This is a genomic window from Amaricoccus sp. W119 (assembly GCF_047275745.1).
In the GTDB taxonomy this organism is placed as follows: Bacteria; Pseudomonadota; Alphaproteobacteria; order Rhodobacterales; family Rhodobacteraceae; genus Amaricoccus.
The window spans coordinates 92,139-114,189 of sequence record NZ_JBKQWU010000009.1 but is presented as its reverse complement, the minus strand read 5'-3'; the positions used below and the strand labels follow the sequence as shown (position 1 = coordinate 114,189).

The window sequence follows — 22,051 nt, the reverse complement described above, 5'->3', positions numbered from 1 at the left end:
CCCATCATCGAGCAGCCGAAACCACCCTAGAGAGCCGATATGCCAGCGATCCGCTTCGTCGAAACGAAACCCAACCGCCCGCATATCCCTTCATCAAATTCAAATTTCAAAGAGCGTAACCGGCAAACAGAAGGCGATGGCGTCTTTACCTTGACGCGTCCTGCCTCGTCATCTGCCGATTTTTCCCGCCGCCGTTGTGGTCGTTGCGACCCCGTCCGCTGCGGTGAGGGGGTATTTAGGGAGGCGCCGGGTGACTCGCAACCCCCAAAAAGACGGTTCGGTGAATTTTTTTCGACCGCCCGGAGATTGCCTTTTCCGGGCCTGTTTCGCGCCTCAGAACCGTCGTTCGGCGTATTCCGGGCGCGGAACGACGCCGGCGGCTTCCTGGCGCCGGATCTCCGCCGTCGCGGCCGAGACCGCGCGCATCCGCTGCGCGGAGGCCGGATGGGTCGCGAGCAGCCCGCCCCCGCCGGCGAGTGAAGGCCGCGTGAAGATCAGCGCGCCGCGTTCCGGATCGTAACCGGCACGCGCCGCGATGAAGGCGCCGAGCGTGTCGGCCTCGAGCTCGTAGCTCTGGCTGTAGGCCCGTCCGCCGAGGAAAGCGCCCATGTCCATCGCCTGCTTGATCTGCGAGTCGCTCGCCCCAATCCCCCCGTACTGGCCGGCCGCGGCCGTCAGCCCGCCGAGGATCAGCGCGCCGAAGATCTGCTGCTGCTCCTGCTTGCCGAGATGATCGGCGATCTGGTGGCTGGCCTCGTGGCTCAGCACGAAGGCCAGTTCGTCATTGTCGGTCATGTCCTCCAGCAGCGCCTGGCCGACGACGATGAGCGGGCGGCCGTTCTTGTCGCGGGTCTGGAAGGCGTTCGGGGGCATGTCGGGATCGCGGTTGAGCCCGATCGCGAAATCACAGGCGATCCGGGGCGAATCCGGATGCTCCTCGCGGCAGAACTGCTCCGCGACCGGCTCGATGCGGGCGGCGACCCGGCGGAAGTCCCCTTCGGTCCGGGCACGTCCGGACGGGGCCGCGGCGGCGTCGCCCGGCGCGGGCGGGATCGCCGAGGAACCGGGGTCGGCCACCTGGTAGGTCGTGCCGCAACCGGCGAGCAGAAGGCCGAGGGTGACGGCGAGGGCGAAGGAGGCCCGGGCGGAAGGCACCGGCAAGCATGACATGGGCGAGGCTCCAGCGGATCGACCGAACCATTTTGGACGCCGCGCCCTGCTTGTCCAGTGACGCCGGCGTGACGTGGTAACCCCGGTGCCGAGCCCCGGATCGAACCCGGATCGAACGTCCGGGTCAAACCTCGCGCGGAGCTCAGGCTCGCGCGGGGTGCATGCGACGCTCCTGGATCACCGGATCAGGCGGGAGCACACGGCAGCGTGGCGGCACATGGCGCCGCACGACCGTGTTCGGGCCGATCAATACGTCATCGCCGATGCGCGCCGGAGACAGCACGACGGCGCCCGCGCCGATCTCGACCCGGTCGCCGATCACCGGCACCTCCTCGCGAGGAACACCGAGGCGCGAAACTCCGATCGTCACATTCTGGCGCAACAGGCAATCGTCGCCGATCTGGACGTCGCGGTGAATGACGATCCCGTGCTGGTGGCCGATACGCAGCCGACGCCCGACACGCACCTTGTAGTGCAGTTCGATGCCGAGAACGTTCTTCACGAAGTGATAGATCAGCACGTAGAGCAAGGTGAGCGGCGCCCGGAACACGGCATTCTCTATCCCGAACGCCCAGACGCCGAATCGGTAGTTCGCCACGGCGATGAAGCCGGGACGAAACAGACTCGAGTCATTGGCGACGAAATCCTCCCGCCAGTGTTCGCGGAGCGCCGCGAAGGAGGCGATGCGCCGGTCGGGGCCACGGGTGGTGGTTCTGTTGGCTCCGCGCCGCGCGTGCGCGGTCGATTCATCCATCTGATGCAAACACGTTAACTGGAACCGCGCTCGGCGCTTGACGCTAGCCGGCCGCACCCCAATAGCGCGGCGAGTTGTCCGGCGGATCGGCGGCCGGAATAGCCACCCGGGATTGCACCGGGTCCTTGTTCCTGAATGAAAGTCTAGCGCAGAACGATTGTCAGGCAAGCGATTTTCCGGTTCCCGCCCGTCCCGTCGCACCGCGGCTACCCTGCCCGGCGCTGGCATCGGGCGGGGAATGCCGGACCACCACGATCGGGCGAATTCACGGCGCCTGTTCGCGTCGCCCCGGCGGGATCCGATATCCCGACTGAAAACATCAATTAATCTTTGACACGCCCCGCCGCCTCGTCCTAGGGGTGTCCGGACGCGGCCGTCGCCGGCCCCAATCCCGCTCACGATGAAAGGCCTTTCCGATGCGGATCGCCCTCGTTCCAGCTCTCGCGCTCACGCTCGTACTGCCCTTCGCCTCGGTCGCGGAGGAGCGCGCGATCATACACGCCCAGGGAGAGACCGCGGTCGAGATCCCGCCGGCCAGGCCGCTCGTGCTCGACATCAACGCGCTCGACATCATCGAGGCGCTCGGGATCGAACCCCATGGCGTTCTCGGCAGCAATCTGCCGCCCTATCTCGCGGGCTTCGCGGACGACAGATACGTGAAGGTCGGTACGATCTTCGAACCGGACTATGAGGCGATCAACGCGGCCGGGGGCGACCTGATGATCGTCGGCGGGCGGTCGGCGTCGAAATATCCGGAACTCTCGCGGATGCTACCGACGATCGATCTGACGGTCGCCCCGGAGAACTACACGGAAAGCGTGAAGCACAATGTCGCCCTCATCGGCGAGATCTTCGGCAAGGAGGCCGCGGCCGAGGAACTCAACGCCGCGCTCGACAAGAAACTCGCAACTCTGAGCGAGAAGGCCGCGACGGCGGGCACCGCGATGATTCTCGTCACCAACGCGGGCAAGGTCGGCGTCTACGGCCCGACCTCGCGCGTCGGCTGGATACACCGCGAGCTCGGTTTCGCCCCGGTCGAGAGCGGCATCGACGACCGCTTCCATCAGGGCGACGTCGCCTCCTTCGAGTACATCCTCGAAAAGAACCCCGACTGGCTCTTCGTGATCGACCGCGACGCCGCGATCGGCGAGGCGGCGCCGGACGGCGGCGCGGCGCGTGCGACGCTCGACAACGAGCTCGTCGCCGGGACCAAGGCCTGGAAGGAAGGCCAGGTGATCTATCTCGATCCGGCCGCCGCCTACATCGCCTCGGGCGGGTATACCGCGCTCAACACGCTGCTCGACCAGATCGCCGAGGCGCTCGACAAGGGCTGACGCGGACCGCTCCGAGCCCGCTTGCCAGGATGAATCGCTTCACCCTCCTGCTCATCGCAATGCTGGGGCTCGCCGGGGCGAGCCTCTTCGTCGGTGTCTCCGACGTGACGCCCGCGACCCTGCTCGCAGGCGGGCCGGACGGCGAGGCGGCGCGCGTGATGATCATCAGCCGCCTGCCCCGGACCGCGGCGCTGGTGCTCGCCGGCTCATCGATGTCGATCGCGGGCCTCCTGATGCAGATGATGATCCGGAACCGCTTCGTCGAACCCTCGACGGCGGGCACGGTGGACGCGGCGAGCCTCGGGCTGCTGCTCGTCACCTTCCTGGCGCCGGGCACGCCGATCATGGGCAAGATGCTGGTCTCCGCGGCCTTCGCCGGCGCCGGGACAGTGCTGTTCCTGCGCCTCCTCGCCCGCGCGCCGCTCCGCGACGTGGTGATGGTTCCCCTGATCGGGATCATGTTCGGCGGGGTGATCGGGTCGATCACCGCCTTTCTCGCCTATCGCTTCGAACTGCTACAGATGCTGGCGGCCTGGCGGACCGGGGATTTCTCCGGTGTGCTGCTCGGCCGCTACGAACTGCTCTGGCTCGGCTTCGGCGCGGCGGCGATCGCCTGGATCGCGGCGGACCGGTTCACCGTGGCGGGGCTCGGCCGCGATTTCGCGACGAATCTCGGCCTCGACTATCGCCGGGTCCTGGCCCTCGGCGTCTCCATCGTCGCCATCGTCACCGCGGTCGTGGTCTCCACGGTCGGCATGATCCCGTTCCTCGGCCTCGTGGTTCCGAATATCGTGAGCCTCCTGATCGGCGACAACATGCGCCGCGCGGTTCCCTGGGTCGCGACGCTGGGCGCCGCCTTCGTGCTCGCCTGCGACATCTTTGGCCGCGTCATCCGCGCGCCCTACGAGATCCCGATCGGGACCGTGGTCGGCGTGGTCGGCGGCGGGCTCTTCCTCTGGCTGCTGCTGAGGAAGCGTCATGTCTGAAGCGTGGCGGGGAGAGAGACGCGCGCGCATGGCCCTCATCGGCCTCGGGATCGGCACCGCGGTCGCGATCGTGCTCTTCATGACACTCGGCGCGCGGGGGTCCTGGAGTTTCATCCTCTGGTTTCGCGGCGTGAAGCTCATCGGCCTCATCCTCGTCGCCTACGCGGTCGCGGTCTCGACCGTGCTGTTCCAGACCGTCACCAATAACCGCATCCTGACGCCTTCGATCATGGGTTTCGACGCGCTCTACATCCTGATCCAGACCATGGTCGTCGTGCTCTTCGGCTCCGCGACGCTCGCGACCCTGCCGCCCTGGCCGGCCTTCCTCGGGCAGGTCGCGGCGATGATGCTGTTCTCGGGCCTCCTGTTCCGATTGCTGTTCACCGGGGCCGAGCGCGGGCTCTATCTGCTCGTCCTGGTCGGCATCGTGATCGGTACCTTCTTCCGCTCCGTCGCGGAATTCGCGCAGCGCGTGCTCGATCCCAATGAATTCGCCATGCTGCAGGACTCGCTCTTCGCGAGCTTCAACTCCATCGACACCCGGCTTCTCGGAACCGCGGGCGCGCTGGTTCTCGCCGCGAGCGCCATTGGGTTCAGGATGCTGCCGGCGCTCGACGTCCTGATGCTCGGCCGGCCGATGGCGATCGGGCTTGGCGTGCCCTACCGCCGGACGGTCACGGTGGCCCTGGTGATCGTCGCGGTTCTGGTCTCCGTCTCGACCGCGCTCGTCGGGCCGGTCACCTTCTTCGGCCTTCTGGTCGCGAGCCTCGCCCACGCTCTGGTCGGAACCAGCCGCCACCGGCTGATCCTGCCGGCGGCGGTCCTGATCGCGGTGATCGCCCTGGTCGGCGGTCAGATGATCCTCGAACGGCTCTTCGCCTTCGACACGGCGCTCAGCATCGTCATCGAATTCGTGGGCGGGATCGTCTTCCTGTTCCTGATCCTGAGGAGGAACGCGCGATGATCGAGGCGCGGGAGGTCACGAAACGCTACGGTGACACGGTGGTGGTCGACGGGGTGAGCCTGTCGCTGCCGCGGGGGGGCATCACGTCGCTCATCGGTCCGAACGGCGCCGGCAAATCGACGCTGCTCGGCATGATCTCGCGCCTGCTGCCGATGGACGCGGGCCGCGCGAGCGTCGACGAACTCGACGTCGCGACGGCCCCGAGCGACGAGCTCGCGCGACGGCTGTCGATCCTCAGGCAGGAGAACCACCTGACCGCCCGCCTGACGGTCCGCGATCTCGTCAGCTTCGGCCGCTATCCCTACACCAAGGGTCGAACCACCGCCGAGGATTTGGCGCATGTGACCCGCGCGATCGGCTATCTCGAACTCGACGGGTTCGAGGAGCGCTATCTCGATGAACTGTCGGGCGGGCAGCGGCAGCGCGCCTTCGTCGCCATGGTGCTGGCGCAGGACACCGATTACCTGCTGCTCGACGAGCCGCTCAACAATCTCGACATGCGCCATGCGCGGGCGATGATGCGGATCCTGAGGCGCGCGGCCTCCGAACTCGGCAAATCCGTCGTCGTCGTGCTACACGACATCAACTTCGCCGCCTGGTATTCCGACCGGATCGTGGCGATGCGTGACGGCCGTGTGCGCCATGTCGGCCCGAGCGCTGAGATCATCCGCCCGGAGGTCCTGCGCGACATTTACGGCATCGACATCGAGGTCATAGAGCTGCGCGGCCAGCGTGTCTGCCTGTTCTACGACTGAGATCGCTCACGACCTTTCGGGGAAGGGGATCGGCAGGCCGCCGTCGAGGACCTGCCCGGCGCCCTCGTGGATCATCCGGAGTGCCACGAGGAGGATCACCGCGAGCCCGAGATAGGCGATCCAGCGGTAGCGCGTCAGAAGCCGCGCGATGAAGGCCGAGGCGAGACCCATCAGCGCGACCGACAGGACCAGCCCGAGGACCAGGGCCGCGAGGTGATCGCGCGCCGCCCCGGCGACGGCGAGCACGTTGTCGAGCGACATCGAGACATCGGCGATCACGATCTGGGTGACGGCCCGGCGCAGCGACTTCGCGGGTGGCGCGGCTCCGACCGTTCCGGCGGCGGCGCCATCCCCCGCCGCGCCGGAACCATCGTTGCCCGCCGCCTCCCGATCCGGCTCGGCGCGGCGGCGCAGCTCCCGCCACATGTTCCAGCAGACCCAGAGCAGCAGGAAACCTCCCGCGAGCATGAGGCCGTCCAGCCGCAGGAGCTGGACCGTGATCAGGGCGAAGAAGATCCTGAGCGCCGTCGCGGCGATGATGCCGACCAGGATCGCGCGCGCGCGTTGCGCCGCGGGCAGGCCGGCCACGGCGAGGCCGATGACCACCGCGTTGTCGCTCGCCAGCACGAGGTCGATCATGGCGACCTGAAGGAAGGCGGCGACGAGGCTGAGGTCGAGCGTCATGGCGGCGGGCTGCTCCGGCAGGTTCGGGCATCACGGGGCGCGGGCGGCCGGTCACGAGGACGCGCGCCCGTACAATCTAGGCGCGCATGCGATCGGAGGCGAGGTGTAACTCCGGTCGCGAGTGCCCCACGCCGGCAAGTGCCAACAGGCGTCGCCGGCGCCCGGCATGGGTTCGGCAACCCTTGCGGAAGCGCGCGCTCCGTCGCTAACTGCCCCGAGGGGCGACGCGCCGCCGCCCGGAGGAGGACGATGACCGCCCCTCGTGATCCCCTGTCGGCCCTGCTCGGAACCAGCGAGATGGCGGGACATGTCCGCGCCTTCGACTGGTCGGGGACGACGATCGGACCGATCGACGGCTGGCCTCCGCATATCCGGGCGGCCGTCTCCATCATCCTCCGCGCGGGGGCCCCGATGGTCCTCCTGCTCGGTCCCGACGGGGTGATGATCTACAACGACGGCTACATCCCGATCGCGGCCGGCCGGCATCCCGGCTGCCTCGGGGTACCGGTCTGCGACGCCTGGCCCGAGGTCGCCGACTTCAACAGCCACGTCCTCCGCGTCGTCCGGGGCGGCGGCGAGCTGAGCTACGAGGATCTGGAGCTGACGGTCCGGCGCAGGGGCGTCGATGAGCAGATCTGGATCACCGTGGACTATTCGCCGATCCCCGACGCGGAGGGCGAGCCGGATGGTGTCTTCGTCACGATTCACGAGACGACCGAGAAGGTGAGGCTGCGCGCCGCCGCCGCGACCGAGCGCGAGCGGCTGACGCGGATGTTCGAGCAGGCGCCGAGCTTCATGGCGCTGCTGAGCGGGCCCGACCACGTCTTCGACTTCACGAATGCCGCCTATCGCAAGCTGATCGGCCACCGGGACGTGATCGGCAAGCCGGTCCGCGAGGCGCTGCCCAAGATGGGACGCCAGGGGTTCCATGAACTGCTCGACCGCGTCCACGCGACCGGCGAGCCTTTCGTTGGCCTGGGCTACTCTGTCGAGCTACAGCCCGCCCCGGGCGAACCCGTCATTCGCCGCGTCGTCGACTTCGTGTACCAGCCCATGCTGGACGACGATGGCCGGGCCACCGCCATCTTCCTCGAAGGCAACGACATCACCGACCGTGTCGCCGCCCAAAAGGCGCTCCGCGAGAGCGAACAGCGATTCCGTGTCTTCGCCGACATGCTTCCCAACCACCTCTGGTCGACGCGGCCCGACGGCGTGGTGGATTGGTACAACGAGCAGTTGCGCGACTATTTCGGCTTCGGTTCGGAAACGGTGGCGGCGGCCGACTGGATCAGGCTCATCCACCCCGACGAACGCTGGCGCGTGGCCGATCGGTGGCGGAACGCGCTCGACCAGGGCCAGCCCTACGAGATCGAGGCCCGGCTGCGCCGTCATGACGGCGCATGGCGGTGGCACCTGATCCGCGCGGTGCCGCTTCGTGACGCGCGGGACCGGATCGCGGGCTGGGTCGGGACCAGCACCGATTTCGACGATACGCGCCGTGCGATCGCGGCGCTCCGCGACAGCGAGACCCGCCTGCGCCTGTCGCAGCGCGTCGCGGGCATCGCCTCGCTCGAGGTCGATATCGCGAGCGGCCGGGTGATCGGCTCCGATACGCTCTGGGACCTCTGGGGCCTGGAGCCGCGGACAAGCGCGGATGTCAGCGTCCTCGAGTCGCTCGTTCTGCCGGAGGATGCCCCGGTACGCTCGACCGCCTCCACGCGGGCCGATGGCTCGGCCGCCACTCAGGTCGAGTACCGGATGCGCCGCGCCGACACCGGCGAGATCCGCTGGATCGCACGCCACATCGAATTCATCCGCGATGCCGAAGGCCAGCCGATCAAGATGTTCGGCGTGATGCGCGACATCACCGAGGCCAAGGAAGCGGAGATGCGCCAGCACCTGCTGACGCATGAACTCTCGCACCGGATCAAGAACATCCTCGCGACCGTCCTCGCGATCGCCTCCCAGACGCTCAAGACCGCCGATATCGCCGTCGCCCGCGAACTGCTGACGCAGCGTCTGCGCGCGCTCGCGGCGGCCCATGATCTGCTCAACAGCAAGCAGTGGCGCCTCGCCCCGATCCGCGAAGTGATCGAGGCGGCGCTGGCCCCGTTCGGCTCGGAGGCGATCGAGGTCTCCGGCCCCGAAGTGGCGATCGGCCCCCGGCGCGCCCTGTCGCTGACGCTCGCGGTCAATGAACTGGCGACGAACGCGCTCAAGTACGGCGCGCTCTCGGCGGGTGGAACCGTCACCCTCTCCTGGGCCCGCGGGACCGATGCCAAGGGTGCCGATGCGCTGGTTCTCAACTGGACGGAGAGCGGCGGCCCCCCGGTCGGCCCGCCATCGCGGCGCGGATTCGGCCGCATGCTTCTCGAACGCGTGCTCGCCGCCGATTTCTCCGGCGAGATCCGCATCGATTTCGTGCCGTCCGGCGTTGTGTTCAGGCTCGTGGCTCCCTGGGCCGCGCTGTCGGAAAGCAAGAACGAGGGCGCATGAAGGTGCTGGTGGTCGAAGACGAAGCGATCATTCGCTTCGCGATCTCGGATGATATCCGGGAAGGCGGCTTCGAGGTTCTGGAAGCTGCCAACGCGGACGAGGCGCTTCAGCTCCTCGCCTGCGACGCGGAGATCGGCGTCCTGTTCACGGACGTCGACATGCCCGGCTCGATGGACGGCCTCGACCTCTCCGAGGCGGTCCATGCCCGCTGGCCGGCCGTCCGCGTCATCGTGACGTCCGGCAAGCAGGTTCCGCTCCGGGGCGTCCTGCCCGACGACAGCCGGTTCATGCCGAAACCCTATTCGCCGGAGGAGGTACTCGGCGCGATCCGCCAGATGCTGGCGAGCTAGTAACGGGGAGACGGCGCGGCCGGTGCCGGAATGTCCTTGCCGCTGGCCCTTGCGGCCGCCTGGGCGCCGGCGATCAGAATGGCGATGTCGTTCGGCCCGACGGCCAGCCGGTAGCCCAGCTTCTCCAGGTCCGCCCAGTCCCGATCCGGCCCGGTGATGGTCCCGAGCCAGCGCGAGGCGGCGTTCGCCGCGCCCTCGACACGGGCGAGCGCGTCCTTGAGCGGTTGCGCTTCCAGCTGCTCAAGGAGCCCCATGGACCCCACCAGATCGTTCGGTCCGATGAAGACCATGTCGACGCCCTCGACCTTCGACAGGGCCTCTATGTCCGAGACGGCATCGACATGCTCGCACTGGACGATCAGCAGCAGTTCGTCGGCGGCCTCGGTCCTCGCGTAATCCGCCACCGTGCCATAGCGCGAGCCGCGCACCACCGGCGCCGCGTAGCCGCGACGGCCGAGGCGCGGGTAGCGGCAGGCGCCGACGATCGAGGCGGCGTCGCTGGCGGAGTTGACCATCGGCACGATGATCGACCGGAACCCGCGGTCCAGCACGCGCTTCAGGAGGCTGTCCGATCCGTCCGGCACGCGCAGGATGACCTCGCCGCCCGCCGCNCATCGGCACGATGATCGACCGGAACCCGCGGTCCAGCACGCGCTTCAGGAGGCTGTCCGATCCGTCCGGCACGCGCAGGATGACCTCGCCGCCCGCCGCTTCCACCGCGCGCGCGGTGGCGACCCAATCCTCGAGCCCGCCGACGCCATGCTCGCCGTCGATCACGATGATGTCCCAGCCGTGTCGGACCATGATCTCGGCCACGTCGGGGCTCGCAAGCTCGACCCAGGCCGCCTTCAGGAATTCTCCAGCCCGCAGGCGCTCCTTGAGCGGATTCATCACATATTCTCCATATTGATTACCTTGCCGGGATTCAGCACGCCACGCGGGTCCAGCGCCCGCTTCAGCCGCCGCATCAGCGCGAGTTCGCCCTCGCTCCGGCTGAGCGGCAGATAGGGCTTCTTGACCAGCCCGATCCCATGCTCCGCCGAGATCGTGCCGCCGTGCCGGCCGACCGTGGTGTAGACGATCTCGGAAATCGCCTTGCCCGGCTGTTCCGCGGCCCCGGGAACCAGCGCCACGATGTGCAGGTTCCCGTCGCCGATATGGCCATAATAGACCGAGAGGCAGCCGGGCAGCGTCGCTGCCAGTGCGGCGCGGCATTCGGTGGCGAAATCGTCCATCGCGCGAACCGGCAGGCCGATGTCGAAGGCTGAATGCGGGCCCAGTACCGTGCCGAACTCGCCCGCCGCGTCGCGGGTGCGCCAGAAGGCGGCCACATCCGCGAGGCTGCGTGCGATGGCGGCGTCCTCGATCAGCCCGGACTCGAACTGGCCCTCCAGCCAGGATTCGAACCGGGGAGCGTCGAGCGCCTCGTCCATGCCCTGCATCTCGACCAGCACGTAGAAGGCGTGATCGCCCTCGATCGGGCGGCGGATGTTCGGGACGGTGACGGTGGCCTCGTGCCAGTAGTCGGGCCACATCACCTCGAAGGCCGAGAGCATCGGCCCGAGCCCGCGCCGCGCGGCGGCGAGAAGCCCCAGGACATCCTCGTAGCCCCTGAGTCCGCAAAGCGCGGCGCAGGTGCAGCCGGGCTTCGGATAAAGCCGCAGCACCGCGCGGGTGATCATGCCGAGCGTGCCCTCCGAGCCCATGAAGAGCTGTTTCAGGTCATAGCCGGCGTTGTTCTTGATCATCTTGTTGAGGCCGGTGATCAGCGTGCCGTCGGGCAGCACGTATTCGAGCCCCAGGACCATCTCGCGCGCCATGCCGTAGCGGATGACCCGGTTGCCGCCCGCGTTGGTGCCGAGATTGCCGCCGATCAGGCAGGAGCCGCGCGCGCCGAGATCGAGCGGGATAAAGAACCCGGCCTCGTCCGCCGCGCGCTGGATGGTTTCGAGCGGCGTTCCGGCGCGCACCGTCATGGTCGCCGAGGCCGGGTCGATCTCCTCGATGCCCGAGAAGCGCTCGAAGGAAATCGCGACGGCGCCTTCGAGCGGATGCGCCCCGCCGGCGAGCCCGGTCAATCCGGCCTGCGGCACGACCGGCACGTCGTGGCGCGCACAGATCGTCATCGCATCGGCGAAGCCCGCCGGGTCGTTCGGCCGCGCCACGCCGAGCGGCCGTGTCGCGGGCAGATAGCTGGTGTCATGCGTGTTGCGCGCGGGGATGTCGTCCCCGTCGAGCCATGCCGGCCCGGGGAAACGCTCGGCGAGCGCCGCCCGGCAGGCATCGGTGTCGGAAACTGGTCTGGCGTCGCCCATCTCGTCCATCCTGTCGGCGTGGGCCCGCCGCGCAACGCCGCGCGGCGGGCGGTCTATCAGTCTCCGGTTGCGCGCAGCTTGTTGAGCTCGCTCATCAACAGGTCGAAGTTCTCCTTGCCGACCGATTCCATGTTGGCCTCGTAGACCGGCTCCACGACCGCGAGCAGCTTCTCGAACTCGGCCATGGGCAGTTCGGAGATTTCCATGCCCTCGGCCCTGAGTTCCTCCAGCGCCGCGTTCGCCACCTCGCGCGAGCGCTCGATCTGCGGTTCGCGGGCATAGGTCGCGCAATCCCTGACGAGCGTCTGCTCATCCGCGTTCAGCTCGTCCCAGACCGATTTCGACATCAGGACCGGGGTCGGGGAATAGGCGTGGCGCGTCAGGGTCAGATACTTCTGCACCTCGTAGAACTTTGTCGCCTGGATGAGCGGGATCGGGTTCTCCTGCCCGTCCACGGCGCCGGTCTCGAGCGCGGTGAAGACCTCGCCGAAGGCCATTGGCACCGGATTGGCACCGAGCCGCCGGAAGGTGTCGATGAAGACAGGATTCTGCATCACGCGGAAGTTCAGGCCCTTGAAGCCCTCAATGCTGTCGATGGCGTGTTTGGAATTCGTGGTGTTGCGGAAGCCGTTCTCCCAGATCGACAGCAGGATCAGCCCGTGCTGGGGCATCTTCTCGGCCAGGTGATCGAAATAGGGGCCGGTCATGATCCCGTCCACTTCCCAGTCCGAGGTGAAGAGGAACGGCAGTTCGAGCGCGCTCATCGCCGGTTCGATCCCGCCGATCGCCGCCGCGCCGGTCACGACCATCTCGATCGAGCCGGAGCGCACCGATTGCGTCGCCTCCGCGTCGTCGCCGAGCTGTCCGTTGTAGAAGCCGCGGAGCTTCATGCTTCCGTCGCTGGCGGCTTCGAGGCATTCCGACATGGCGTCCACGCCGGCCGAGACCGGGTGATCCTCGGCCGCGCCATTCGAGACCTTGAAGGTATGGCGGTTGTATTCCTGCGCCAAGGCGGCGGCCGGGGCCAGCGCGGCGGCGAGGGCGAGCGCCGAGGCGGCCTTGGTCAGATGGTCAAGCATGGATTCCTCCCGTTATGAGACTATTGGAGCCAGGACAGCGGCCAGAGGACGAGCTGCGGGAACAGGACCAGCAGCACGAGGACGAGGACCTGGGCCGCGAGGAAGGGCATGGCGCCCATCGCGACCCGGTGCATCGAGATCCCCGACACACCCGACGCGACCGAGAGCACGATCCCCACGGGCGGCGTGATGAGCCCGATGGCGGTGTTGATGACGAAGAGAACGCCGAAATAGATCGGATCGATCCCGGCTTCCTCGACCACCGGCAAGAGCACCGGGGCGAGGATAAGGATGGTCGGGCCCATGTCCATCATCGTGCCGATGATCAGGATCAGCGCCATGATGACGAGGAGCAGGATCTTCGGATGATCGACGAGCGGCCCGACGAGATCGAGCACGATGCCCGAGAGATCCGCGATCGAGATGAACCAGGCGGTCGTCAGCGCCGCCGCCGCGAGGAGCATCACCACCGCGGTCGTATAGGCGGCGTTGCGGAACACGTCGAAGAGCATCGAGAGCTTCAGTTCGCGGTAGACGAAGAAGCCGACGAGCAGCGCGTAGACCGCGGCGACGACGGCGGCCTCGGTCGGGGTGACGACGCCGAAGCGGATGCCGCCGAGGATGATGACCGGCAGTCCGAGCGCCCAGGCCGCGCCCTTCAGCGCCGCGATCCGCGCGGGCCAGTCCTGGCGCGGCAGGGGCATCACGTTCTCGCGCCGGGCGAGGAACATCCAGACGGCGAGCGCGCCGAGGCCCATCATCGCGCCGGGCACGATCCCTGCCATGAAGAGCTGCGAGATCGAGAGGTTGGTCGCCACGCCGAAGATGATATAGGCGATCGACGGCGGAATGATCGGCGCGATGATCCCGCCCGAGGCCATGAGCCCGACCGAACGCGCCTCGTCATGGCCGGAAGCCCGCATCATCGGCAGCAGGATCGAGATCAGCGCCGCCGTGTCGGCCGCGGCCGAGCCCGAAAGGCTCGCGAGGATGACCGCGGCGAAGATCGCGACCACGCCGAGCCCGCCCTTCAGATGGCCGACGAAGGCCATGGCGAACTTGATGATGCGCTGCGAAAGGCCGCCCGCGTTCATGAGCTCGCCCGCCAGCAGGAAGAACGGGATCGCCAGCAGCGAGAAGTTGTTCGCACCCACGATGAAGCGCTGCGAGATGATCTGCGGATCGAAGAGATCGAGCGAGATCCCCATGGTGACGGCGCAGATGATGAGCGCGAAGGCGACTGGAACGCCGGTCGCGAGCGTCAGGCCGAGCGTGACGAGAAAGATGACGAGGCTCATTGATGCATCTCCGGATCGACATGATCGGGCGCGTCGCTCAGCCGCCCGGTGGCGTAGCCCACCATGCGCAGCCCGGCCATGATGCCGATCGCGAGCGACATCGGGACGGCGACGCCGAAGACCCAGATCATCGGCATCCGCGTCACGGGCGCGATATTGGTCGCATTGACGTGCCACTGCATGATCGTGCCGGTCAGGATCAGCAGGCAGACGGCGAGGATGAGCCCGTTCGCGACCGTCAGAAGCACGCGCCGCGCCGAGGGCCCGACCGAGGTCACCACGAGGTCGAAGCCCATGTGCATGTTGCGCCGCATGGCCGAGATCGAGCCGAGGAAGATCAGCCAGACGAAGCAGAAGCGCGACATCTCGTCGGAGATGTCGAGCCCGTTGCCGAAGCCGTATCGCAACACGACATTGACGAAGACCATGACGGTCATCGCCCCGAGCAGCAGGACCAGCACGCAGTCCAGCAGGTAGAACATCAGATCGAGCGATCGTTTCATTTGCGCCCTCCTGCAACGCGAATGACTTCTCCGGTGACATAGGCGGCATCGAACAGCAGCCAGGCGGCGGCGGCCGCGACTTCCGACGGCTGGCCGAGCCGGGCCAGCGGGATGCCCGCCGCCGTGGCTTCGAGCGCGGCGCGATCGGCGAAAAGCCCGGCCTGGATCTCGGTGTCGATGATGCCGGGCGCGAGCGCGTTGACCCTGAGCGCGGGCGCGAGATCGCGCGCCATCGCCTGGGTCAGCGCGAGAATGGCCCCCTTGGTCGCGCCATAGACCGCCCGCCCCCGCGCCCCGCCGTTGAATCCGGCGATCGAGGACATGTTGAGGATACTGGCGGCGCCGTGTTCGACCCGCGCGTTCAGGAAGGCGGAAGTGACGAGCAGCGGCCCGCGCAGGTTGACCGCCAGCACGCGGTCGATGGCACCCGCGTCGGCGGCGTCGAAGCCCATGTCGGGGCCGAGGATGCCGGCGTTGTTCACGAGATGCGTGGGTTCCGGCCCCTCAGCGATCGCCCGTGCCACGGAATCGGCATCGGAGACATCCGCCGCGACGGCGCCGCAGCCCGGCAGTTCGGCGGCGGCCCGTTCGAGGCTCGCCGCGTCGATATCCCAGATCAGGGCGCGCGCCCCCCGCGCGGTGACGGCGCGTGCGATCTCGAAACCGATCCCGGCGGCGCCGCCGGTGATCAGGACCGTGGCGCCTTCGGCGCTCATGCCTCGAACTCGTGTGCGAAGCCCTGATGCGCGCCGAGGCCGACGACCTCGCAGAACTCGGCATAGGTCATCTGCCCGCCGATCCCGGCGACCGAGCCGGTGGCGTTCAGGCTCTCGAGCGCGCGCCGGGCCGCGCCGAGGGCGGCGAAAAGCGTGGTGACGGCGTAGAGGCAGAGCGAGAAGCCCATCTCCCCGAGCTCCTCCCGGGTAAGTCCGGCCGCGTCGGTCCCGTCCACGAGGCTCACGACCTTGCGGCCGGGTACGCGCTCCGCCACCGCCTCGACCTCGGCGCGGGTCTTGATGCCATCGACGAAGACGAGGTCCACACCCAGACCCGCGTAGCGCCGCGCCCGCTCCACCGCCGCCTCGATCCCGAGCGCGGGCAGCGCGTCGGTGCGGCCGATGACCAGCATCTCCGCCGCGAAGGCGTCGCGCGCGGCGAGCGCGGCGCGGAGCCGCGCCTCGGCTTCCGGAACCTCCACCAGCCGGACGCCCGAAAGCTGGCCGCAGCGTTTCGGGCTGACCTGATCCTCGAGATGCAGCGCGGCCACGCCCGCCATGGCGTAATCGGCGACGGCGCGGCGGATGTTGAGCGGTCCGCCATAGCCGGTATCCGCGTCCGCGATCACCGGAATGCCGGCGGCGCGGGTCATGGCGCGGGCGTGCTCGGCCATCTCGCTCTGGCTCATCAGCCCGAGATCGGGCATGCCGAGCCGGCTCGCGGTGGCGCCGAGGCCAGTCATGTAGACCGCCTCGAACCCCATATGGCCGATCAGACGCGCGGTCAGCGCATCCGGGGCCCCCGGGGCGGTGACGATCGGGCCGCGTTCAAGTCGTTCGCGAAGTGTCATCGGCGGTCTCCTTGAACTTGCGAAGTTCGACCATGGCCACGCGCCGGGTGCGATCGATATGTTCGGACAGGGTCACGGCGAACCCGGCCATGTCGCGGAGGCCGAGTTGCGCGACCATCCGCAGATGTTCGTGAAAGCTCGCCTCCCGGCGGTCATCCGATGGCGCGGTCAACGCGGTGCGCAGCGTCGCGATCCGGGCATCGGCGAGCGCATAGGCGTCGCTGACCAGCCGGTTGCCGCAGAATTCGAAGAAGGCCGCGTGATAGTCGGTATCGGCCCGGGAATAGTCGTCGCGATCGCCGGTGTCCTCGGCGCGGGCCATGCGTTCGCAGATCTCGCGCAACCGCCGCAGCAACCCGTCGGGATCGCGGGTCATGGCAAGGGTGGCGGCCTCGCGTTCCAGCATCAGGCGAAACTCGCAGAGATCCGCGACCTCTTCGTCGTCCGGCAAGAAGACGAAACTGCCGCGCTTGGGGACGATCTCGACCAGACCGGTGAACTTGAGCTCGTTCAGGGCGTCGCGGATCGGCGAGCGGCTGACGCCGAAGAGCGCGACGAGCCGTTCCTCGGAAATGCTTTCGCCCATTGCGAACTGGCCGTCGATGATGGCATCGCGCACCCCGTCGCGCACCTGATGCGCCACGCTTTTCGCCGGCGCGATCGGAACGATCCGTCGCATCTGATTTCCTCCCGCGCGTTACTTACATGTAACGTGTAAGTCAAAGCAAGCCGATTCGCGCACGTCCCAGATGCCTGCGGAGACAGAGTAGAACGGCGCGCGGCCGAGCCTAGCCGCGCCAGGCGCGGCGCAAGTCGCGGACGAAGACGCGCGCATCGAACCCGCCCGAATCGAGACCACCCGAATGGAGGCCGCTGGCACCCGGCCCGTAGATCGCCGTCTCGAGCCGCGCCAGGGCCTCGGCGCGGCGAGCGGGCGAGCGAGCTTCGCCGGGCGCGAGATAATCCTCACCCGCCCGGCGCAGCGCGAGCAGGTCGCCCGCGCGCGCCGCCCGCCGCAGCCGCAGCAGCGGGATCGGCGAATAGAGCCGGCGCGCCCTGCCGAACCAGCCAGTCCGCCCCTCGACGCCGAGCGCGGAGATCGCGACCCCCGCGAGAAGCCCCATGCCGAGCGCGCCGAGATAGGCGAGCCGCGCGCCCCGGCGCATCTCGCCACCGGGAACCTGCGAGGCCTCGAAACTCGCATAGGCGACCGGAAGCGGCGGGATCTCCACCGCCTCGACCTTGCGTGTCGTGGTGTTGAAGAACGGAATCGGCACCGGCGGCACCACGCCCGGCTCGCCCGTCGCCGGGCGGAATCGCCAGGTCCAGATCACCGTCGAGGTCACGCCATTCGCGTCGCGCTCGAAGGATTTCTGGATCGGATCGGCGAAGGTGATGAGCCAGGGCTCCTGGATGACCGGCCGGGGCGGCAGCATCTCCGGCAGCGCCCCATCGGCGCGGAGCGTCACGGTCCGCGTGACGATCTCACCATCGGAGAGTTGCGCGGGATCGGTGCTGAGTTCATCGGTGATCGTCAGCCTCGACGCGGTAAAGCGCCAGCCCCAGGGTTTCTCGAACGGCGGATCGTCCGGCATCGGGCCGACCGAGATCGCGGCGGGCTGGGCGTGGACGGTCAGCTCCTCGCGCTGGGAATTCGCGCCGATCACGGTCAGGACGTGATCGACCGGCCCGAAGGTATCGAGCCCGCTGGTCTTCGGAAAGATCGCGAGCTTGCGCTCCACGACGCGGCGGGTCACGCCGCCGATACGCTCGTTACGCCAGGAATCCTGTTCGAGCTGAACCCAGTCGAAGCTGGGGCTCGGCGCGATCTCCATCTCCTCGAGCGCGATCTCGGTGTCGTAAACGCCCCGGATCGTCACGGGGATCATCTCGCCCACCACCGCGGGAACGAAGCGCGGCTCGACGATCAGCGTCAGCGACTTCCCCGGCACCTCGGCCGAGGCCGCGCCCACGCCTCCACCCGCGCCGAGGAACGCGATTAGGATGAGCGCCCTTACCATCGCTCGCCATCCTCCTGCGGGGGAATGAGGCCAAGCGAGACGCGCCGCTCGTGTTCGTCGGCGAGCCGCAGGCGCAGGAATTCGCCCGGATCGTCCGCGAGCGTCGCGAGCCAGGCGTCGTCCGCCACCCGCCGTCCGTCGCCGAGCGGCTTGCGCACGCGCCGCGGGTCCGTCTCGGCGGGGACCGAGCGCGCGGCGATCCGCCCGGCTCCGTCGCCCTCCCCGATCACCGGTGGCGCCAGCGCGTCGACGACGGCCCGGTTCTCGCGCGCCTCGGAATCGGCGGGGGTGGCGAAGAGCACCGCGTCGAAATAGGCGCGGGAGAGCGCGTAGTCGCCCGTCGCGGCGAGGCTGAGGCCGCGGTTGTAGGTCGAGACCCGTCCCGCCTCGGCGAAGGCCGCGTCGGCTTCGGCATAATGACCGGCCTTGTAATGCGCGACGCCGCGGGCGGCCGGATCTGCGAGCAGCCGGGCCGCGAGCGACGGCAGCCCGATGGCATAGGCGAGCCGGCCCCAGGCGTCCGGCCCCGGCAGCGCCATGGCAAGGAGCGCGACGGCGAAGAGCGGCGTGGCGCGAGAAAAGAACCGTGTCATGGCGCCGGCCCCCGCTCGCTCCGGAACAGGAGCAGCGCGAAGGGCGCCGCGAGGAGCAGGAACCAGCGGCCGAGGTCGTCGAAGACCTCGGGCGCCTCGGCCGCGCGGGTCAGCTGTCGCGTGCGCGCCGCCGCGATCGCGGCGACCAGCGGCTCGGGATCGCGGGCCGGCCGCGCCTCGCCACCGCCGGTCCGTGCGACCGCCGCGAGCCCGTCGGGATCGGCCGGCGGCGCCTCGGGAGACCCGCGGTCGAGCGTCAGCGCCCAGACCCGCGCGCCCCGGTCGGCGAGCCGCGCCGCCTGTTCCTCGGCCTCCACCCCGGCGCCACCGCCGTCCGAGATCATCACGATATCCGTGCCGCCGATCCCCGGCATGCCCGCCCGGGCGAAGAGATCCGCCGCCTCGCTGAGCGCGATGCCGGGCCGGCTGCCGGCGACCGGCATGATCTCGTTGTCGAGCACCGCGATCAGCCCCTGCAGCGTCTCGGGATCGCTGGTCGGAGCCGAGGCGAGATAGGCGTCGGAGGCGTAGAGGATCAGCCCGACCGGCCGCCCGCCGCCATGGGCGAGCAGATAGGCCGCGGCCACCTGCGCGTCGCCGAGATTGGCGGTCTCGGTGACCGAGGGCGACAGATCGATCATGACGACGAGCGGATCGAGCCGCCCGAAGGCCGCGCCATGCGGCCGGAGCCGCGCCGGGCCGCTCAGGCAGAGCGCGATCAGCGCCGCGAGGACGAGCGGGATCAGCAGCGGCCAGCGCTGGCCGGGCGCGCCGACATCGCCCCGCGCGCGGAGGAAGGCCATCAGTTCCGGCGCCACGATTGCTTCCCAGCCCCCGGCTGTCCTCCGTCGCCAGACGAGAATCGCGAGCGCCGCGAGCGGGATCAGTGCGAGAAGCCAGGCGGGGCGCAGCAGGACCAGGGTCATGCGAGCCGTCCCTCCCGCGCCGCGCGGTCCCGCGACAGCTGATCGACGAGCGGCAGGCATCCGAGCACCGCCGCCGCGAGAAGCGCCAGCCCCGCCGCCCAGGGCCAGAGCGGGCGCGGCATCAGGACCGGCGGGCGGTCGGAGGGGTTGGGCTCGAGCTGGTCGAGATCGGCGGCCATCGCGACGAGATCCGCCGTGCCCCGCACGCGGTAGCCCCGGCCGCCCGAAGCCTCGGCGATCGCGCGGAGGGTCGCGACATCGACCGCCTCGCGATCCGCCGGCGCGGTCTCCAGATCGGCGGGGCCGAGCGCGATCGTGTGCACGCGCGTGTCGTGCTCGGCGGCGAGCCGCGCCACCTCCGTCGCATCGACCCGGTGCGCGGTATCCTGCCCGTCGGAGAGCAGGAGGATGACCCGCGAGCGCGCATCCGCCGCGATGATCCGCTTCAACGCGAGGCCCAGTCCCTCGGCGATGGCGGTGGAGCGCCCGGTGATGCCGACGCTCGCCTCCTCGATCGCACGGCCGACGGCGGCGAGATCCCAGGTGAGCGGTGCCGCGACATAGGCGCGGTCGCCGAAGAGCACGAGGCCGATCCGGTCACCGGGCCGCTCGGTCACGAAGCGCGCGGCGACACGCTTCACCGCGTCGAGCCGTGTCACGGGCTCGCCGTCGAGGTCGAAATCCTCGATCAGCATGCTCCCCGACATGTCGAGCGCGAGGATGATGTCGCGCCCCGTGGCGCTCGTGTCGCGGACCGGCTCCAGCCGCACCGGCCCGGCGAGCGCGATGACGAGCCCCGCCCAGGCAAGCCAGGCCAGCGCCAAGCGGAGGCGTCGCCAGCGTGTCCCCCGCGCGCCCGGCGCGGCCTCGGCGGCGATCCCCTCGGGCAGGCGCAGCGCCCCTTCCATCGGATCGCGCGGCGGCAGGAGGCGCGCCGCGAGCAGAGGCAGCGGCAGGAGCAGCAGGAGCCAGGGCGCGGAAAGCTCAAACACGCGCGCCCCTCCGCGCCTCGGGCGCCGCCGCGGCCCAGGCGGCGCGCAGGGCATCGCCCAGCGCCGCGGCGTCCAGCGGCGGGGAGCCGGGACGATAGAGCCGCGCCGTGACGGATTCGGGCGGCGCGGCGCCGAGACGGGTGAAGAGCCGCGCCGCCGCGAGCGGACGCGCCTCGGGCGGCAGCGCCGCGAGACCGGCGATCAGGTCCGAAGGTCCGGCGACCTTCCGCCGCGCGCGGAAAGCGGGCCGGGCAAGCGTGAAGAGAACCAGCGCGATCAGCAGGCCGAGGCCGAAGGCGGCGACGAGCGCGCCGGGGCCGAGCGCCGCCGTCCCCACCGGCAGGCGCGGGGGATGCAGCGCGGCGACCACCTCCTCCGTCGTCATGCCGCGGCCCCCATCTCGCCCGCGACCTCGTCCGTCGGCACCTCCTCGGCCGCGAGCCCGATGCCACGCAGCCATTCGCGACGCTCCGCCCGCGCCGCCGGCAGCCGGGCGAAGCCGCCGATCGCGGCGCCGGTCTCGGCGAGATAGGGCAGGCCGAGCGCTGGCGGCGCCGCCTCGAACGGGTCGAGCGGTAGGAGCACGCGAAACGCGCCCCGCCGCCGCAGCCCGTCGAGCGCCGCCGCGAGCCCGGAGCCGGGTATGTCGAGCGCCGAGCCAAGCAGGACGCGCGCGCCGCGGGGCGCGAGCCGCCCGGCGCGGGCGAGATCCGGTGCGAGCGGGCGCACAGGATGATCGCCGAGCCCCAACGCCATCGCATGGCCGCGCGCGAGGCAGCCCGCGACCTTCGCCATGCCCCGCGCCCGGGGCGCCGGCCGTTCCGAGAGGATGCCATCGTCGGTCAGCACCGCGGCGCCCACCGCGCCGCCATCGAGCGACGCCTGCCAGCCCGCGAGGGCCAGCGCCTCGGCCACCGCGACGGAGCGAAGCCGCCGCGTCCCCCAGAGCATCGGCCGGCGGAAATCGGCGATCAGCATCAGCGCGCGGTCGCGATCCTCGTGAAAGGCCCTGACCTGAGGCGCGCCGGTGCGCGCGGTCGCCGCCGCGTCGAGATGGCGCGGGTCGTCACCATCGGCGAAGGGGCGGATCTCGCGGATCTCGTGCCCCTGGCCACGCGGCCGCGTCGCCGTCGTGCCCGGCCTCCGCGCGATCTCCGGCCGTTCGCGCCCGCGCCGCGCGGCGATGGCACCGAGCGCGATCAGCCGCTCCGCGGTGACCGCGACGGGCGAGGCCACGGGCGAGGACACGGGCGAAGCGACCCGC

23 protein-coding genes and 1 other annotated feature are annotated in these 22,051 nt (G+C 69.6%); of the genes, 6 read left to right on the top strand and 17 right to left on the bottom strand.

Annotation, left to right across the window (positions count from 1 at the left end):
* Positions 1-333 precede the first annotated feature (333 nt).
* Positions 334-1,170 (bottom strand): M48 family metalloprotease, encoded by an 837-nt coding sequence (locus ACLJK8_RS07760; RefSeq protein ID WP_413149554.1) that lies wholly within the window; start codon positions 1,168-1,170, stop codon positions 334-336.
* A 142-nt stretch (positions 1,171-1,312) separates the two neighbouring features.
* On the bottom strand, positions 1,313-1,981 hold the full coding sequence (locus tag ACLJK8_RS07755) for a serine O-acetyltransferase (RefSeq protein ID WP_413149553.1): 669 nt from the start codon (positions 1,979-1,981) through the stop codon (positions 1,313-1,315).
* A gap of 15 nt (positions 1,982-1,996) precedes the next feature.
* Positions 1,997-2,052, bottom strand: a sequence feature (sul1 is cis-regulatory element that is thought to sense ions involved in sulfur or methionine metabolism; They are found in Alphaproteobacteria).
* A 288-nt stretch (positions 2,053-2,340) separates the two neighbouring features.
* Here ACLJK8_RS07755 and ACLJK8_RS07750 point away from each other — a divergent pair.
* Genes ACLJK8_RS07750 through ACLJK8_RS07735 form a run of 4 tightly spaced genes read left to right on the top strand, consistent with a single transcriptional unit; the run spans position 2,341 to position 5,963 of the window.
* Positions 2,341-3,258: a siderophore ABC transporter substrate-binding protein gene (locus tag ACLJK8_RS07750; protein ID WP_413149552.1), complete on the top strand. Its 918-nt coding sequence runs from the start codon at positions 2,341-2,343 to the stop codon at positions 3,256-3,258.
* 29 nt (positions 3,259-3,287) lie between these two features.
* On the top strand, positions 3,288-4,244 hold the full coding sequence (locus ACLJK8_RS07745; protein ID WP_413149551.1) for an ABC transporter permease: 957 nt from the start codon (positions 3,288-3,290) through the stop codon (positions 4,242-4,244).
* A gap of 28 nt (positions 4,245-4,272) precedes the next feature.
* Positions 4,273-5,208 (top strand): iron chelate uptake ABC transporter family permease subunit, encoded by a 936-nt coding sequence (locus ACLJK8_RS07740; protein WP_413149550.1) that lies wholly within the window; start codon positions 4,273-4,275, stop codon positions 5,206-5,208.
* Positions 5,205-5,963, top strand: coding sequence for an ABC transporter ATP-binding protein (locus ACLJK8_RS07735; protein ID WP_413149549.1), 759 nt, complete (start codon positions 5,205-5,207; stop codon positions 5,961-5,963). Before ACLJK8_RS07740 ends, ACLJK8_RS07735 begins: the two co-directional genes overlap by 4 nt.
* 6 nt (positions 5,964-5,969) lie before the next feature.
* Here ACLJK8_RS07735 and ACLJK8_RS07730 read toward each other — a convergent pair whose 3' ends face one another.
* Entirely contained in the window at positions 5,970-6,647 is a 678-nt protein-coding gene (locus ACLJK8_RS07730) for a TerC family protein (RefSeq protein ID WP_413149548.1), read from the bottom strand.
* Between the two features lie 249 nt (positions 6,648-6,896).
* Between ACLJK8_RS07730 and ACLJK8_RS07725 the strand changes: the two genes are divergently transcribed.
* Positions 6,897-9,143 (top strand): PAS domain-containing protein, encoded by a 2,247-nt coding sequence (locus ACLJK8_RS07725; RefSeq protein WP_413149546.1) that lies wholly within the window; start codon positions 6,897-6,899, stop codon positions 9,141-9,143.
* Positions 9,140-9,493, top strand: coding sequence for a response regulator (locus tag ACLJK8_RS07720; RefSeq protein ID WP_413149545.1), 354 nt, complete (start codon positions 9,140-9,142; stop codon positions 9,491-9,493). The genes ACLJK8_RS07725 and ACLJK8_RS07720 overlap by 4 nt, the downstream gene beginning before the upstream one ends.
* Here the strand turns inward: ACLJK8_RS07720 and ACLJK8_RS07715 are convergent.
* From ACLJK8_RS07715 to ACLJK8_RS07650, 14 genes are all read right to left on the bottom strand, one after another.
* The gene (locus ACLJK8_RS07715; protein ID WP_413149544.1) at positions 9,490-10,077 is read right to left on the bottom strand and encodes an HpcH/HpaI aldolase family protein; all 588 of its coding nucleotides are present in this window, start codon (positions 10,075-10,077) and stop codon (positions 9,490-9,492) included. The genes ACLJK8_RS07720 and ACLJK8_RS07715 overlap by 4 nt on opposite strands.
* Before the next feature lie 306 nt (positions 10,078-10,383).
* Positions 10,384-11,808, bottom strand: coding sequence for an FAD-binding oxidoreductase (locus tag ACLJK8_RS07710; protein WP_413149543.1), 1,425 nt, complete (start codon positions 11,806-11,808; stop codon positions 10,384-10,386).
* A gap of 56 nt (positions 11,809-11,864) precedes the next feature.
* Positions 11,865-12,887 (bottom strand): DctP family TRAP transporter solute-binding subunit, encoded by a 1,023-nt coding sequence (locus ACLJK8_RS07705; RefSeq protein WP_413149542.1) that lies wholly within the window; start codon positions 12,885-12,887, stop codon positions 11,865-11,867.
* A 20-nt stretch (positions 12,888-12,907) separates the two neighbouring features.
* On the bottom strand, positions 12,908-14,185 hold the full coding sequence (locus tag ACLJK8_RS07700) for a TRAP transporter large permease (RefSeq protein WP_413149541.1): 1,278 nt from the start codon (positions 14,183-14,185) through the stop codon (positions 12,908-12,910).
* Positions 14,182-14,688, bottom strand: coding sequence for a TRAP transporter small permease (locus ACLJK8_RS07695; RefSeq protein ID WP_413149539.1), 507 nt, complete (start codon positions 14,686-14,688; stop codon positions 14,182-14,184). Before ACLJK8_RS07695 ends, ACLJK8_RS07700 begins: the two co-directional genes overlap by 4 nt.
* A complete protein-coding gene (locus ACLJK8_RS07690) occupies positions 14,685-15,404 on the bottom strand; it encodes an SDR family NAD(P)-dependent oxidoreductase (protein WP_413149537.1) in 720 nt (239 codons plus the stop codon). The genes ACLJK8_RS07695 and ACLJK8_RS07690 overlap by 4 nt, the downstream gene beginning before the upstream one ends.
* The gene (locus ACLJK8_RS07685) at positions 15,401-16,255 is read right to left on the bottom strand and encodes an isocitrate lyase/PEP mutase family protein (RefSeq protein WP_413149535.1); all 855 of its coding nucleotides are present in this window, start codon (positions 16,253-16,255) and stop codon (positions 15,401-15,403) included. The genes ACLJK8_RS07690 and ACLJK8_RS07685 overlap by 4 nt, the downstream gene beginning before the upstream one ends.
* The gene (locus tag ACLJK8_RS07680) at positions 16,233-16,934 is read right to left on the bottom strand and encodes a GntR family transcriptional regulator (protein WP_413149534.1); all 702 of its coding nucleotides are present in this window, start codon (positions 16,932-16,934) and stop codon (positions 16,233-16,235) included. Before ACLJK8_RS07680 ends, ACLJK8_RS07685 begins: the two co-directional genes overlap by 23 nt.
* A 109-nt stretch (positions 16,935-17,043) precedes the next feature.
* Positions 17,044-18,276, bottom strand: a complete 1,233-nt coding sequence (locus tag ACLJK8_RS07675; protein WP_413149533.1) for a hypothetical protein — start codon at positions 18,274-18,276, stop codon at positions 17,044-17,046.
* Entirely contained in the window at positions 18,270-18,869 is a 600-nt protein-coding gene (locus ACLJK8_RS07670) for a hypothetical protein (protein WP_413149532.1), read from the bottom strand. The genes ACLJK8_RS07675 and ACLJK8_RS07670 overlap by 7 nt, the downstream gene beginning before the upstream one ends.
* Complete coding sequence (locus tag ACLJK8_RS07665; RefSeq protein ID WP_413149530.1) at positions 18,866-19,795, bottom strand: vWA domain-containing protein; 930 nt, start codon at positions 19,793-19,795, stop codon at positions 18,866-18,868. Before ACLJK8_RS07665 ends, ACLJK8_RS07670 begins: the two co-directional genes overlap by 4 nt.
* Entirely contained in the window at positions 19,792-20,787 is a 996-nt protein-coding gene (locus ACLJK8_RS07660; protein WP_413149529.1) for a VWA domain-containing protein, read from the bottom strand. The genes ACLJK8_RS07665 and ACLJK8_RS07660 overlap by 4 nt, the downstream gene beginning before the upstream one ends.
* A complete protein-coding gene (locus tag ACLJK8_RS07655) occupies positions 20,780-21,172 on the bottom strand; it encodes a hypothetical protein (protein WP_413149528.1) in 393 nt (130 codons plus the stop codon). Before ACLJK8_RS07655 ends, ACLJK8_RS07660 begins: the two co-directional genes overlap by 8 nt.
* Complete coding sequence (locus ACLJK8_RS07650; protein WP_413149527.1) at positions 21,169-22,035, bottom strand: DUF58 domain-containing protein; 867 nt, start codon at positions 22,033-22,035, stop codon at positions 21,169-21,171. Before ACLJK8_RS07650 ends, ACLJK8_RS07655 begins: the two co-directional genes overlap by 4 nt.
* Positions 22,036-22,051: the final 16 nt, after the last annotated feature.